Genomic DNA, 14,532 nt, shown 5'->3' on the forward strand with positions numbered 1-14,532 from the left:
TATACTGTTTATTCTCGTTCTCTCTTACTTCTGTTAATCCTACCAGAGTATAATATAAGTCTATATGTCAGAGTAATATAAGTCTCTATTATATTTTAAGCTTACATACAGTCTTTAAGCTTATAACCAGTTATGGCCAGCTCAGCAACTAACTGCCTTTTTAGAGTATTATTTACTGATATTGTTCCTGTTTATAAGCCTAAATCATTTCTGCGTTGGTTATTTTATATTACATATAAAAACTTTTACTTTACATCTGGTTCCGCATTATAAAAAAACTTTGAGAGATCGTCCCAAAAAAAGTGAAACCTGCAAGACAGTAATATTTGCAGGTTTTGTTTTCGCTCTTTGAAGCTTTCAAATCTTTCGCTTGTCGATAACTTTCTTTGATTTTCCTTCCGAGCGGGGCAGAGAGCCGTGCTCAACCAGCTCCACCTCGGCTGCAAGATTCAGTACACTTTTAAGTGCACTCGAAATCTTTCTTTCAAGTGCCATCATATCTGACATTTTATCGCTAAAGACAGACTCATTCATTTCGATCTGGACTTTCATGGAGTCAAGGGGCCCAATCCTGTCTACAATGATCATGAAATGGTTTCCGACTTCAGGAATCGTCATGAGGACCGATTCGACCTGTCCTGGGAATACATTGATACCGCGCACGATAATCATATCATCCGAGCGCCCACTTATGCGTGTAATCCTGGGATGGGTTCTTCCGCACACGCAGGGCTCCGAAAGCTTTCGGGTAAGGTCCCTTACTCTGTAACGAATTAGAGGAAGAGCTTCTTTATTAAGAGTCGTGATCACGAGTTCTCCAATCTCGCCATCAGGAACAGGCTCATTTGTTTCGGGATTAATAATCTCAACAAGGAATTTGTCTGCCCAGATATGAATTCCGCACTGTTCTGAGCATTCGGTAAAGAGAGGACCACTCATTTCCGAAGTTCCGTAAATATCATAAGCTTTAATCCCTGATTCGTCTTCTATACGTTTTTTGAGTTCCTCAGACCAAGGTTCAGCCCCGAAAAATCCCATTTTTAACTTTGTTTCGTTCTCTATGCTGATGCCTAGTTTTCTTGCAGTCTCGATTATATAAAGGAAGTAAGAAGGTGTACAGGCAATCGCAGTCGTGCCAAGATCTTTCATTAGTTGAATCTGGCGTTCAGTATTCCCGGAGCTTGTAGGAAGTACTGTTGCGCCCAGTTTCTCACTTCCATAATGAGCACCGAGTCCACCTGTAAAAAGACCATAGCCATAACTTACCTGAAGGATATCATTTTTCCCCAGTCCAACAGAAGTAAATCCTCTTGCAAGGGACTCTGCCCATTCATCAATATCCTTCTGGGTATACCCTACAACTATCGGTTTGCCTGTTGTACCTGAAGAAGCGTGAAAACGGGCGAGTTTTGAATTCGGGACGCAAAACATACCTGTTGGATAGGTGTCTCTGAGATCCTGCTTAACTGTAAAAGGTAACTTCCTGATATCTTCAAGAGTTTGGATGTCTTCCGGCTTAACCCCATGTTCATCAAATTTTTTTTTATAGAATGGGGAGCGCTCATACACATAATGTACAAGTTGTTTCAACTTTTCTTCCTGTAGCTTTTTTAAATCCTCTACAGGCATTGTCTCTATCTCAGGATCCCAGTATTCTGGCATTTTTTCACACTCTGTATATCTTATGTTCTGGGCTCTCGATGTCAGGCCCTGTATTCTCTAGCTTGTATTTTGAATAACTCGTTTCATGCCCTTTTAAGGTCATGCTTCAGTCTCGGTTTTCTCTTTACTTCTTAACGTTGCCTTCTTGCTCCGGAATTTATTATTTCCAACGGATAAATACTCCCGTAAATATAATATGAAGGTCAGCTGGATTAATATGAAGATTAAGCTAGATTCTCATATAAATATTAGCTGTTAGGCCGAAAAAAAGATTTTATAAATAAACCTGACTGCATAGATGGAAAAAATTTTTCAGGTATGCCGATATGGGTTTTGAAATACCTCGGCAGGTTTACCAATAGCTGGTAAATTTGATAATTACAGGATTCAATTACCGAACTCCGGTAACTTATGAAGCAAAATGAGATTTCAAGTATACTACGAGGTAAGGGATTTTTGAAGTATATTCTAAAGAATGAAATCCCTTTTTATTATATTCTGAAGAATGAAATCTGTTTTTATTTTGAGAAGATTACTTATTTTCAAGCTATTCGATATCATCCTTAAAAGAGATCTCTTTTGGCGTTACTCCGAGAGAAGCTTCAAGAATTTTCTTTGTCCTTTCCCTGCATTTATCCAGCACTTCTTTCATGTCGCCGATCACATCGATTCCTGCAGCTCCGGAATGGCCGCCTCCTGTGCCGTTATATTCGTTACTTATATCTTCCATCAGCTGGCCAAGATTAACTCCGGCACTTACAGCATCACGTTTTGCTCTTGCACTTATCCTGGCGCTTTCGCCTTTGGCTGTGCCAACAAAAGCAATATCTGCGCCGATATTAATGAGCATGGAAGATGCAGAACCTCCGAAAGAACTTACATGGGAAGATGCTATCAACATATCCTGTACTCTATCTAGCTCGACGCGGCTTGCAGCTTTCAGGATAGCTATGCGCATGGAAATATCCTGTGGGGTAGCAGCCATAAGGTCCAGCACTTCACCATACTCAACGCCGCTACATTTTATAATTTTAGACACTGTTCGGAACGTATCTGCCGATGCATGTTTGAAATGCCCGGTATCCGTTACGATTCCTGTGAGCATCCCGATCCCCACCCGTCGGTTAATAGGTGCTCCCATTGCTTTTAAGATATTGTAAACTATTTCTACGGTAGAGGTACTGTTTCTGTGCAGGTAGAATTCGGCATTTTCTGTCAAAGCAGTAGTTGTATGGTGATCGATCACGCAATACCTGGTAAGCTCCAGATCATTTAATTGCGCTTTTGTGGAGGTATCAACCACGACGACAAAACCGTAATCAGCAGGATTGGGATTATCCACCACCTCAATTGCAAGTCTTTCTATAAGCACAGACGCTACACGGTTGCACCCATCCACAAGTCCGACGGTGCCTCCGATAGCCTCTGAAAGGGCAAAAGCACTGCTAACCGCGTCCGGATCTGCATTCCGGTGGCACAAATATAAAATATTTCGATAGTCAAGGAGCCGGTTGAAAAACTCCTCTTCATCAACTTCCATTGTCCACTCTGGCAATATATTTTATAGGCATCGATTTCCTTGGATTCAAGAATTTCGAGATTTCCGCATGACTTAGGATGAATTTTGACAAAGCTATACTTTATTTAAAATTCCTTATGCTGGAATGAAAAATAAAATTATTGTGCTCTGGGGCCCAAGGCCTGCTGAATCTGCTCCTGAAGCTGTTTAAAGCGAGATGTGAGCCTTTCTTCCTGCCTGGAAATGGACTGAAGCCTGAGTGAGAGAGTTTCTTCCCTATCTTTCAGTTTTGTAATGGACTCTCCCTTGCTCGTTTTTATTACCAGCTCCCCTACATTGCGATAGACTACTGCGTCGTCAGTGAGTCTTTCTAGTTCGTCAAGAGCCATTTTGGACTCTTTTTGCATAGCTTCAATCTGTGATTTTTGCATAGCCATAGCCTGTATCTGCTGCTGTATCTGCTGAAGCTGTGCTATCTGGTTCTGAACTTGAGGAGGTAATTCTGCAGTCATATGATTTTCACCTGAGTCCTCAATAAACCTGAAGGGATTTTAATGTTTCTGTCCTTACAGCTTCCGAAAAATTTCTCTTCGCCGCCTTAAATGAATCTGGAGCCCTTCTGCCAGAAACTTAAATAACAGATTAATCCATAGATAACAGTATTATATTTATTGATCTGAAGTGGAAATGACTTAGTTATTCCCAAACTGAGGATTTGAGAAAATCGCCTGGGAAAGAATAGTTATAAAAAGCCATTTATCAAAAAGAGATCGTAAAAAAATTATTTGCCAAAGAATTAGTGTAAAAATCAGAGAATAACGGGAAATAATAAGGGGATAATTATAATTAACCTTATTAAATTATAATTGGCTCATTAAGATCAATTTGAACTTTAAATTAATTAATACGCAGGAGATATTCGAAAATGGAAAAAGGCGTAAACCTTAGAGAGATAAAATCTCTGCTTGAAAAATTCACCAATGCCCATGGAATCTCAGGCTTTGAGGATGATATCCGGGAACTCCTTGAAAAGGAACTTGAACCCTATGTTGATACCATGCGCAGAGACTGCATGGGAAACCTTATAACTCTCAAAAAAGGAGAGGGTCCTTCCATAATGCTGGCTGCCCATATGGACGAAATCGGGCTCATGGTCAGGTATATTGATGATAACGGCTTCCTCAGGTTTGTCGGGATCGGGGGATGGTTTGACCAGACCCTTCTTAACCAGAGAGTTGTACTTCACGGCAAAAAAGGTTCAATTCCCGGAGTCATCGGGTCCAAGCCTCCTCACGTAATGAAAGAGGAAGACAGGAAAAAACCCGTGAAGCTGGACGATATGTTCATCGATATAGGAGCAAAAGACAGGGAAGATGCTGAGAACCTTGGAATTGAGATAGGCACGGCAGCTTCTATTGACCGGAACTTTGTGTCCCTGGCAAACGGAAAGGTAACTTCAAAGGCCTTTGACAACCGTGCAGGCCTTGTAATCCTTATTGAGGTCATGAAACGGCTTTCCAAACACAAAATTGGAGCAAATGTCTATGCAGTAGGTACTGTCCAGGAGGAGGTAGGGCTGAAGGGAGCAAGAACCTGTGCTTTTGGAATTTGTCCAAACGTTGCGCTTGCTCTTGATACGACTATCCCTGGAGACCATCCGGGTATAAATAAGACCGACTCTTCCCTGGAACTAGGAAAAGGCCCTGTAGTCACTGTAGCCGATGCGTCCGGAAGAGGCCTTATAGCTCATCCGCAAGTTCTTAGGTGGCTTAAAGAAACTGCTGCTGATAATGACATACCCTATCAGCTTGGAGTTGGTTCGGGAGGAACAACCGATGCAACCTCAATACACCTTACAAGAGAAGGTATCCCTACAGGTACAGTCAGCATAGCCACCCGATACATCCATTCCCCTGTTGAGGTTTTGGATACGGCAGATATTGAAGCATGCGTTTCCCTCATTGTAAAAGCAATAGAGAACGTAGGCAAATATTTTTAAAATCCTCTTGAGAGTAAATTCTAGGTAATTTTATGCAAGAGTCGCATACACTTTGCTCCGCATGTTACGGGAAAACTCTTGCAGTTATGTTTTTCTGACTTTTTCTTCTTTTCTTCTACTTTTCTCTCTTTTACCCTAACCTTTGCTATTGTTATTTTTTAATTTTTTGAATAAGTGATTTTAGAAAGAGATTATTCTTTTTAAAGTTGAATACATTGTTAACTGTAAACTAAAAATACTATGGTATACCTATTGAGGAAAAGTTTCAGAGAGCCACGGCGTAAACTAGGAAATCTTCCTGAAAAAGCCGGGTTCCTGAGAAAAAATATATGTAATATTTGTATTAATACATTGGAGCTTGCAAAATAGGACATAATATTATAAAATTGTAAGTATTATATAGATATTATTTTCCTGTATTGCCGAAGAAACTATCTTAATAAAACAAAGACTGAGGGATTATATTATTCGAAAATATCCGCTTTCTGGATACTACTTTGAGAGACGGTGAACAAACACCCGGCGTTGCGCTGGCAAAGGACAAGAAGCTCTTAATCGCCCGAGCGCTTGATGAGATGGGAATCTCGATAATAGAAGCTGGTTCTGCAATCACTTCCAAAGGTGAAAGAGAGTCTATCAAGGCTGTTGCAAATGCAGGGCTTGATGCTGAGATTTGCAGCTACTGCAGGATCGTAAAGTCCGATGTTGACCGTGCTCTGGAATGTGATGTTGACTCAATCCACCTTGTAGCACCTGTCTCGGACCTTCATATAAGAACGAAAATCAAAAAGGGTCGGGATGCAGTACGGCAGATCGCATCTGAAGTAACGGAGTATGCCAAAGACCACGGCCTGATTGTGGAATTGAGCGGAGAAGATGCTTCGCGTGCAGACCCTGGGTTTCTAAAGGCTATCTATGCCGACGGAATCTCTGCGGGTGCTGACAGGTTATGCTTCTGCGATACTGTAGGCCTTCTGGTACCTGAAAGGACAACCGAAATTTTCCGGGACCTGTCTTCTTCCCTGAAAGCCCCAATCAGCATTCACTGCCACAACGATTTCGGTTTTGCAACTGCGAACACGGTTGCTGCCCTAGCGGCAGGGGCAAAACAGGCCCATGTAACTGTAAACGGGTTAGGAGAAAGAGCTGGAAACGCATCCCTTGAAGAAGTGGTAATGAGCCTGGAATGGCTCTACAAATATGATACAGGTATCAAACACGAGATGATCTACCGGATTTCGAGACTTGTAAGCCGGCTTACAGGCGTTCCTGTATCACCCAATAAAGCTCTTGTAGGTGGAAATGCATTCACTCACGAAGCAGGAATCCACGTCCACGGTCTTCTGGCAGATAAGGCGACCTATGAGCCGATGAGTCCCGAATATATTGGAAGGCAGCGCCAGATTGTACTTGGAAAACATGCAGGACGCAGCTCGATTACCCTCGCCTTAAAGGAAATGGGGCTTGTAGCTGACGACGCCCAGACCGAAGAAATTTTCAACCGGGTCAAGCAGATGGGTGACCAGGGAAAACACGTAACTGATGCTGACCTGCACACTATTGCAGAAACCGTACTTGATATTTATAAGGAACCTCTGGTAAAACTGGAAGAGTTTACCATTGTGTCCGGCAACCGGGTGACTCCAACGGCATCAATAAAACTTAACGTAAAAGATAAAGCTATAGTACAGGCAGGAATCGGGAACGGGCCTGTAGATGCTGTAATCAACGCAATCCGGAGAGCTGTAAGTTCCTGCGCGGAAGATATTATCCTTGAAGAATATCATGTAGACTCGATCACTGGCGGAACCGATGCTCTTGTTGAAGTAAGGGTAAAACTTTCCAAAGACGGAAAGGAAGTTACCGCAAGCGGAGCCAGGACGGACATTATAATGGCTTCCGTAGAGGCTGTAATGAACGGCATGAACCGCCTTATCCGAGCTGAGTGATTTCAGAAAGAATGAGTTTTAAAAATTTCTCAAGAGGGATCTTATATCCTCTTCTCTTTTTCCTGCTGGAAAAATTTTTGAAATCGTACACTGCTGATGTTTCTGGATCAGGAAAAAACCTTATCCATATATACATGATCGATTATGATATATCTGCAAAATTAATAACGAGAAATTGCGAGTGTGAGAGATAAATATTTCTAATGAACACACCCTTACTGGAAATGTGCTCATCTTCAGGTGAGTACCCAGTTAAATCACCATTTCAATAAATAAAAAGGAGCTAAATAATGACAACCGGGTCAACAGAAAAAGTTAATGGCGCAAGGGCTCTGATAAAGTGCCTGGAAGAAGAAGAGGTTGACACCATCTTCGGATATCCAGGAGGGCAGATTATTCCCTTCTATAACGAACTTTATGATTCGAATCTGCGCCATATACTTGTGCGCCACGAACAGGCAGCAGCTCATGCTGCAGACGGGTACGCCCGCGCTACTGGAAAGACCGGGGTCTGCGTTTCCACCTCAGGTCCCGGAGCAACCAACCTGGTAACAGGGATTGCTACCGCATACATGGACTCAGTACCTATTGTAGCCTTAACAGGACAGGTTCCGACGTTCCTGATAGGTAACGATGCTTTCCAGGAAGCCGACATTAAGGGAATTACCCAGCCCATTACCAAGCACAACTACCTTGTACAGGATGCAAACGAACTCCCGAGAATCGTAAAAGAAGCCTTCCATATCGCTTCTACCGGAAGGCCTGGCCCGGTATTAATTGACCTTCCAAAAGATGTACAGAATGCGGAGATCGACTTTTACTATCCTGACAAAGTAGAGCTTAGAGGATATAAGCCAACTTACAAAGGCAACACCCAGCAGATCAAACGAGCCGCTGAGGAAATTGCAAATTCCTGCATGCCTATTATATACGCAGGTGGCGGCGTGATAAGTTCTAATGCCAGCGCAGAGCTTGTAGAACTAGCTGAGACAATAAACGCTCCGGTTACGACTACTCTTCTGGGAATTGGTGCAATTCCAACCGAACACCCTCTGCATGTCGGGATGCTTGGTATGCACGGAACCAAATACGCGAATTACGCAATTCAGGAATCCGATCTTATTATTGCCGTGGGCGCAAGGTTCGATGATCGTGTGACCGGAAAACTCGAATCCTTTGCCCCCAACGCAAGGGTTATCCACATCGATGTAGACCCTGCAGAGATCTCAAAGAACGTAGAGGTTCAGATCCCAATCGTTGGAGATGCAAAACAGGTACTCAAGTCCCTGAATAAATATATCAAGCGTTGTAAATCCGAAGCATGGATTGAAAAGATAAAACAGTGGAAGAAGGAATACCCACTTACCTATAAACAGATGTCATCTGATGTTATAATGCCTCAGTTTGTCATCGAGCAAATCTCTGAGGCCTGCAAGGACGCAATTATAGTTACTGAGGTCGGGCAGCACCAGATGTGGGCTGCTCAGTTCTTCAAGTATAAAAATCCCCGCACTTTCATTACGTCAGGCGGGCTTGGCACGATGGGCTACGGTTTCCCTGCTGCCATAGGAGCAAAGGTTGGCAAGCCGGATAAAACGGTTATCAACATTGCAGGCGATGGCTCTTTCCAGATGAACTCTCAGGAGCTTGCAACTGCAGTCCAGAACGACATTCCGGTTGTTTCTGTGATCATTAATAACGGTTATCTGGGTATGGTCAGGCAGTGGCAGGAACTGTTTTATGATAAAAGGTATTCCCACACATTTATTAAGGGCAGTGTAGATTTCGTTAAACTTGCCGAGGCTTACGGGGCCCTTGGACTGCGTGCGGAAAGACCGTCCGAAGTAAGGCCTGCAATCGAAGAAGCTGTCACTTCGGGTAGGCCTGCCGTTGTCGAAGTGATTGTTGAATGCGAGGCAAATGTTTATCCTATGGTACCGGCAGGGGCTGCAATTAATGAAATCCTTGATACGGAAGAACATGCAGACACCCCCTGCGCTATGCCTGATCTGCGTACGGCAAAAGCTGATAGAATTCTCGACTTGGAGGAGCAGTAATGAAACACACACTGGCAGTCCTTGTGGAAAATAGGTCTGGAGTCCTCTCCAGGGTAGCTTCGCTCTTCTCAAGACGCGGATACAATATTGAAAGCCTGGCTGTTGGAGTCACTGAAGACCCCAAAACCTCCAGAATGACTATAGTAGTTGATGGCGATGACCATGTGCTCGAACAGGTTACAAAACAGCTTAACAAGCTAGTTGATGTGATCAAAGTTTCGGACATAGGAGGAGACGAAGCTGTAGAAAGGGAACTCGCCCTCATTAAAGTTGCAGCCGACGTGAGTGCGAGAACCGAAATTATCCAGATTGCGGATATTTTCAGGGCAAGGATAGTGGATGTAGCTCCTAAATCCATAACTGTCGAAGTAACCGGGGATGAAGCCAAAATTCAGGCAATAGAAAAACTCCTCAGGCAGTTCGGGATTAAGGAAATGGTCCGGACAGGTAAGATTGCTCTGGTTCGCGGCCCAAAGAAGGTTTAAATAATAAGGGCAGGTAAAGGAAGGTAGCTGCTGGATTATTTTTACAGATTGGGGCAGCCGAAAGCGTTTTAAACCCCTTGAAGCTTCAATAAAAGTAAGCCTGAGGTTTCAGGCCTCTGCTAAAACTTCAAAAGCTGCCCTATCCAAAAAAAGCAACTTTCCATGAATCAACTTAAAGCGACTTAATTCTCAGGGAAGTGAACAGATTTAAAAAAGATTTAATAATAGCTTCCCTAAAAAATATAAGGAGCTTTGCTCAAAAACTGAAAAATTCATCAGGAGAATCAAATATGGCAAATATAATTTATGATAACGAAACTACTTTTGATGCACTTAAAGACAAAACTATCGCAATAATGGGCTATGGAAGCCAGGGTCATGCTCACGCCCGTAACCTCCATGAGTCAGGGCTCAATGTTGTTGTTGGGCTCAGAAAAAGCAGTTCAAGCTGGGCAAAAGCCGAGAATGACGGCCTGAAGGTCATGACTGTGGCAGAAGCTGCAAAAGCTGCAGATGTTATCATGGTCCTCCTGCCGGACGAAAATCAGGCATCGGTTTATTATTCTGAAATCGCGCCAAATCTGGAAGCCGGTAATGCGCTTGCTTTTGCACACGGCTTCAATATTCACTACAGCCAGATTGTTCCCCCGAAAGACGTTGATGTTTTCATGGCTGCTCCCAAGGGCCCTGGTCACATTGTAAGAAGAACATATACCGAAGGTATTGGAGTCCCGGCTCTAATTGCAGTCTATCAGGACGCAACCGGAAATGCCAGGGACATTGCTCTTTCATATGTCAAAGGGATCGGTGCAACCAGGGCAGGCGTTTATGAGACTACTTTCCGTGAGGAAACCGAAACCGATCTTTTTGGAGAACAGGTTGACCTTTGCGGAGGAATCTCATCTCTCATAAAGACCGCCTTTGAGGTGCTTGTTGAGGCAGGATACCAGCCCGAGATGGCCTATTTTGAAACCTGCCATGAAGTCAAGCTCATTGTTGATCTTATCTATGAAGGTGGGCTTGAGAGAATGTGGCACTCCGTTTCCAACACTGCAGAATACGGAGGCATGACCGTCGGCCCCAGGGTTATTAACGAGGAGTCCCGCGAAGCCATGTATGAAGCCCTGGAAAGAATTCAGAACGGCGAATTTGCCAAGGAATTTGTGCTCGAAGGCATGGTCAACCATCCAGTACTCAAAGCCATGGAACGCCAGGAAAAGGAACACCAGCTTGAGGTCGTCGGAAAGCAGATCCGTGCAAACATCCCCTGGCTCAACAAGAAGATTGACGATGACTGATTCTACAGTAATTGACAGCCTGTAGACAGAAAATTCATAAATCTGGAAGTATAAAATCAATCCGGAGGGGAAATGATGCCAATAACAGGAGAAAGCAAAGTTATTAGCACTATCCTTAGCAGACGGAGCGTCCGGGAGTTTACAGACGAGCCCGTCAGCAAGGAAGATATCAACATAATCCTGAATTCAGGGCACTGGGCTCCTTCCGGATTGAATAATCAGCCCTGGCGTTTCATTGTTATCCGGGATAGAGAGACCATCCAGAAACTATCGGAATGCACGCATTACTCAGGTATCGTGGCAGGAGCTCCTCTGCTTATTGCTACTTTTCTGGATAATGAAACTTCTTACAACAGGACAAAAGATCTCGAGGCAATAGGGGCTGCAATCCAGAATATGCTCCTCACCTGCTGTGAACTTGGCCTTGGCGGAGTCTGGCTTGGAGAAATCCTGAATCAAAAAGAGAAGGTCAATTCTATTCTGGGATGCCCTTCAGAACTGGAGCTGATGGCAGTTCTTGCAATTGGGGAACCGGTTCCAAAGGAAAGGACTTCAACACGTAGGGCTCTATCCGAAATAGTATATGATGAGAAGTACGGCCAGAAATGGGAAGAATAAACCTATCTTGAGATTTTCAGGCTAAGTTTCCTTGTAATGGTTTTTAAATAGTTTAAAGGATATTTTAATATAATTAAGGATTAAGTTTATAAGCTATTTAGCACTATAGCCAGCCAGTTAACTGATTATAGATTAATCTTTTAGCGAACTGATATTAACTTTTTCACATGAAGGTCTGTAGTGTAGAGGATATCACTGGAGCCTCCGGAGCTCCGAACCTGGGTTCGATTCCCAGCAGACCTGTTTACTAAAACTCGGGTTTAAAGCATGGTTTTACTTTTTATACTCTTTGCCAGACAGAAAGTATAAGATCTAAAACAAAAACAGAACAAAGACCTGAAATAAAATAGAACATAAGTTAGAAGATGCAATTTAATGGCTAGAGGATTAAATCGTCGCTTCCTGCGTGCTGGAAGAAGGATATCTTTAGTTCAGTTAATTCTCATAGCGATAATACTGTATTTTTTGCTGCGTATACTTTTGCCGCTTTTGTGGACTCTGTTTTTGATCGTCGTTCTGATTATACTCTTGAAAGTAGTGCTGGAAAACTTTTAATAAACTTTTGATGCATTTTAGATATTTCTGAACTTCCGGACGTTGGAACGTTTTGTCTAGAAACAGAAGTAAATTAGTAACTATACACTGAATAGTTACTATTATTTTTCTTAGTTAACCTGATACACTTTCAACTTGCTGAACTCACAGGTCAAAACATGGTCGTATTCTCAGGCTCACTGTTTGACTTTTAGAATATGTCCTTTTACATCTTATTAAAAATGTCTAAAAACGGCTTAGAATGATAGGCGTTTTTTATTGTTATGGAAACACAAAAACGCAATGAGAAAGGAATCCAGAAAAACTTAAAAATGCAGTAATTTTCCTTAAAATAACTGAATTTTTCCTTTTATCTTGAGAAGTAGTAGTTTTCAATAACTGCTCTAATAGACGGTTTTAAAGTGATTTTAGGAAAACAACTGGATAATAGTAGCGTAATTAAATAGTTGTAAAAATATAAACTTGTGTAATGATTTTCTACTCTCATTACTAGTGCTTCGATTCCAAAATTAATTCCTTATTTTCTGGAATAATCCATGATCTTTGGATCTATTCAAAAGTCAAGTTTTATGAACCTACTTCGGAATCGCAGTACTAGTGCTTCGATTCCAAAATAGATTCCTTATTTCCTGAAAAAATCCGTGATCTTTGGATCTATTAAAGAATCAAGTTTTATGAACCTATTTCGGAATCGCAATACTAGATTTTGGAACGAATCATATGAACATCCCAAAGATATTCAACTTAACAGCACAAGATGCGTTTAATCATGTCTCAAGCAAGGTGTTCGCAGATCAGCAACTTTGCATGGTTCTAAAGTTGAGCGGGCAAGTTGATGAGACTTCCTTTGCCAAAGCGCTGCGTCTGACGTTAGACCAGGAACCTGTGCTGGGCTCCAGGTTTGTCGAGAACTGCGGCAACCCTTATTGGGGACGCAGAGATGATCTGGAAAAGATAATGATATGCTCCGTGATTGAAACCCCATCCCCGGAGCAGGGAATAATGACGTTTGTTAACGAGGCTTTGCATGCAGATACGGATCCCCTAGTAGTATCAAGAATCTTCAGAGAGAAAGAGACGGATACAGTCTGCATCAAAGTAAGTCACTCTGCCTGTGATGCCGGCGGGCTTAAGGAATATGTATCGATATTGTCTGACGTATACAGTAGGCTATGTGAAGATCCGAGATATTCCATTAGTCCGAATTTATGCGGTAGAAGGGATCAAAGTCAGGTCTTTAAGCATATAAAAGAGTTTAGTAGTATCGAACCAAAGGGTGGTCCAAGACCAACCTGGACGCTCCATCAAAAAGACGGAGTTTCACCAATGCGTTCCATCAGGTATATCCCGAAGGAGCGATTCATTAAAATTAAAAAGTATGCCCACGATAAGAAAGCAACTATAAACGACCTGCTCCTGACTGCATTATATAGGACGCTTTTTGAGATAAACAATACAGAGTATAAAGTACCCATGACTATCCAAGTGTCCATAGACCTGCGAAGATATTGCCCAGATAATGAAGCGGAAGCAATATGCAATCTTTCAGGAGCACTGTATCTTGGCGTTGAAAGAATACAGGAAGAAGTATTTGAGAAAACCCTTGAAAGAATTGTTTTTTTTATGAGAAAATTGAAAGATAATTACCCAGGAATCGAGAGCGCAAAAGGACTGGAATACAAGTACGGGCAAGGTTATCCTGTTATGGAGAAGTGGATAATAGAGTCAGGTGTACTAAGTAGGAAACACAACTTAACGTATCCACTGCTCTCAAATTTTGGGATCTTGAAGGAATATAACTTTGGAGTGTTGCTTACAGTAAAAGGGTATATTACAAGCCCTATCATGTATCCACCTGGGTTTATGCTAGGAGTTTGTACTTACAATGAGGAAATTACACTCTCCATTGGATACTGGGGGCAAGAAAACTATAGGCTTGTAGAGAGCTTCCTGGACGTCTATTTGGAGGAGCTCCCAGGATAAGATCCCACACGGGGAAAGTCAAAAGTGAAATTAAAAAAGAGAAAGTCGGCTAAGTGACCGTAAATCTTATTTTTCCAGGGTGTATAGTATTCTCCAGTAAGTTTCTTTTTTCAATTTTATCGAATAATTATACTTCTGAAAGTAGTACTGGAAAATTTTTAATTAATTTTTGATTTATTTCAAAGATTTCTGAACTTCTGGATGTTGGAACGTTTTATCTAGAAAGATAAGTAAATTAGTAACTATACACTTAATCGTTACTATTATTTTTCTTAGTTAAGCTGATACACGTTCAACTTGCTGAACTCACAGGTCAAAACATGGGCGTATTCTCAAGCTCACTGTTTGACTTTTAGAATATGTTCTTTTACATCTTATTTTAAAAATGTCTCAGAGCGACTTAGAAC

10 protein-coding genes and 1 tRNA gene are annotated in these 14,532 nt (G+C 42.1%); 8 read left to right on the top strand and 3 right to left on the bottom strand.

What is annotated here, in order from left to right:
- Positions 1-357 precede the first annotated feature (357 nt).
- The 3 genes from BP621_RS13835 to BP621_RS13845 all read right to left on the bottom strand — a co-directional run bounded on the left by BP621_RS13835 (position 358) and on the right by BP621_RS13845 (position 3,693).
- Complete coding sequence (locus BP621_RS13835) at positions 358-1,662, bottom strand: phenylacetate--CoA ligase family protein (RefSeq protein ID WP_292390983.1); 1,305 nt, start codon at positions 1,660-1,662, stop codon at positions 358-360.
- Positions 1,663-2,209: 547 nt separating this feature from the next.
- Positions 2,210-3,202: a DHH family phosphoesterase gene (locus BP621_RS13840; RefSeq protein ID WP_292390985.1), complete on the bottom strand. Its 993-nt coding sequence runs from the start codon at positions 3,200-3,202 to the stop codon at positions 2,210-2,212.
- Between the two features lie 137 nt (positions 3,203-3,339).
- Complete coding sequence (locus tag BP621_RS13845) at positions 3,340-3,693, bottom strand: prefoldin subunit beta (protein WP_292390987.1); 354 nt, start codon at positions 3,691-3,693, stop codon at positions 3,340-3,342.
- 413 nt (positions 3,694-4,106) lie between these two features.
- On the opposite strand from BP621_RS13845, the gene BP621_RS13850 reads away from it, so the two are divergent.
- The 8 genes from BP621_RS13850 (at position 4,107) to BP621_RS13885 (ending at position 14,125) form a co-directional block, all read left to right on the top strand.
- The gene (locus tag BP621_RS13850) at positions 4,107-5,180 is read left to right on the top strand and encodes a M42 family metallopeptidase (RefSeq protein ID WP_292390989.1); all 1,074 of its coding nucleotides are present in this window, start codon (positions 4,107-4,109) and stop codon (positions 5,178-5,180) included.
- A gap of 476 nt (positions 5,181-5,656) precedes the next feature.
- A complete protein-coding gene (locus BP621_RS13855) occupies positions 5,657-7,129 on the top strand; it encodes a (R)-citramalate synthase (RefSeq protein WP_422656675.1) in 1,473 nt (490 codons plus the stop codon).
- Between the two features lie 290 nt (positions 7,130-7,419).
- Entirely contained in the window at positions 7,420-9,186 is a 1,767-nt protein-coding gene (locus BP621_RS13860; protein ID WP_292390990.1) for an acetolactate synthase large subunit, read from the top strand.
- Positions 9,186-9,671, top strand: coding sequence for an acetolactate synthase small subunit (gene ilvN / locus BP621_RS13865; RefSeq protein WP_292390993.1), 486 nt, complete (start codon positions 9,186-9,188; stop codon positions 9,669-9,671). Before BP621_RS13860 ends, ilvN begins: the two co-directional genes overlap by 1 nt.
- A gap of 197 nt (positions 9,672-9,868) precedes the next feature.
- Positions 9,869-10,969, top strand: a complete 1,101-nt coding sequence (gene ilvC, locus BP621_RS13870) for a ketol-acid reductoisomerase (protein WP_292390995.1) — start codon at positions 9,869-9,871, stop codon at positions 10,967-10,969.
- Between the two features lie 75 nt (positions 10,970-11,044).
- Complete coding sequence (locus BP621_RS13875) at positions 11,045-11,587, top strand: nitroreductase family protein (protein WP_292391072.1); 543 nt, start codon at positions 11,045-11,047, stop codon at positions 11,585-11,587.
- 171 nt (positions 11,588-11,758) lie between these two features.
- Positions 11,759-11,830, top strand: a tRNA-Arg gene (locus BP621_RS13880).
- Between the two features lie 1,032 nt (positions 11,831-12,862).
- Positions 12,863-14,125, top strand: coding sequence for a hypothetical protein (locus BP621_RS13885; RefSeq protein ID WP_292390998.1), 1,263 nt, complete (start codon positions 12,863-12,865; stop codon positions 14,123-14,125).
- Positions 14,126-14,532 lie beyond the last annotated feature (407 nt).

Source organism: Methanosarcina sp. UBA5, assembly GCF_002505485.1.
GTDB lineage: Archaea > Halobacteriota > Methanosarcinia > Methanosarcinales > Methanosarcinaceae > Methanosarcina.

Coding starts and splice junctions, on each gene's coding strand:
- BP621_RS13835 (WP_292390983.1), bottom strand. CDS start 1,662: ATGCCAGAATACTGGGATCCTGAGATAGAGACAATGCCTGTAGAGGAT.
- BP621_RS13840 (WP_292390985.1), bottom strand. CDS start 3,202: ATGGAAGTTGATGAAGAGGAGTTTTTCAACCGGCTCCTTGACTATCGA.
- BP621_RS13845 (WP_292390987.1), bottom strand. CDS start 3,693: ATGACTGCAGAATTACCTCCTCAAGTTCAGAACCAGATAGCACAGCTT.
- BP621_RS13850 (WP_292390989.1), top strand. CDS start 4,107: ATGGAAAAAGGCGTAAACCTTAGAGAGATAAAATCTCTGCTTGAAAAA.
- BP621_RS13860 (WP_292390990.1), top strand. CDS start 7,420: ATGACAACCGGGTCAACAGAAAAAGTTAATGGCGCAAGGGCTCTGATA.
- ilvN (WP_292390993.1), top strand. CDS start 9,186: ATGAAACACACACTGGCAGTCCTTGTGGAAAATAGGTCTGGAGTCCTC.
- BP621_RS13875 (WP_292391072.1), top strand. CDS start 11,045: ATGCCAATAACAGGAGAAAGCAAAGTTATTAGCACTATCCTTAGCAGA.
- BP621_RS13885 (WP_292390998.1), top strand. CDS start 12,863: ATGAACATCCCAAAGATATTCAACTTAACAGCACAAGATGCGTTTAAT.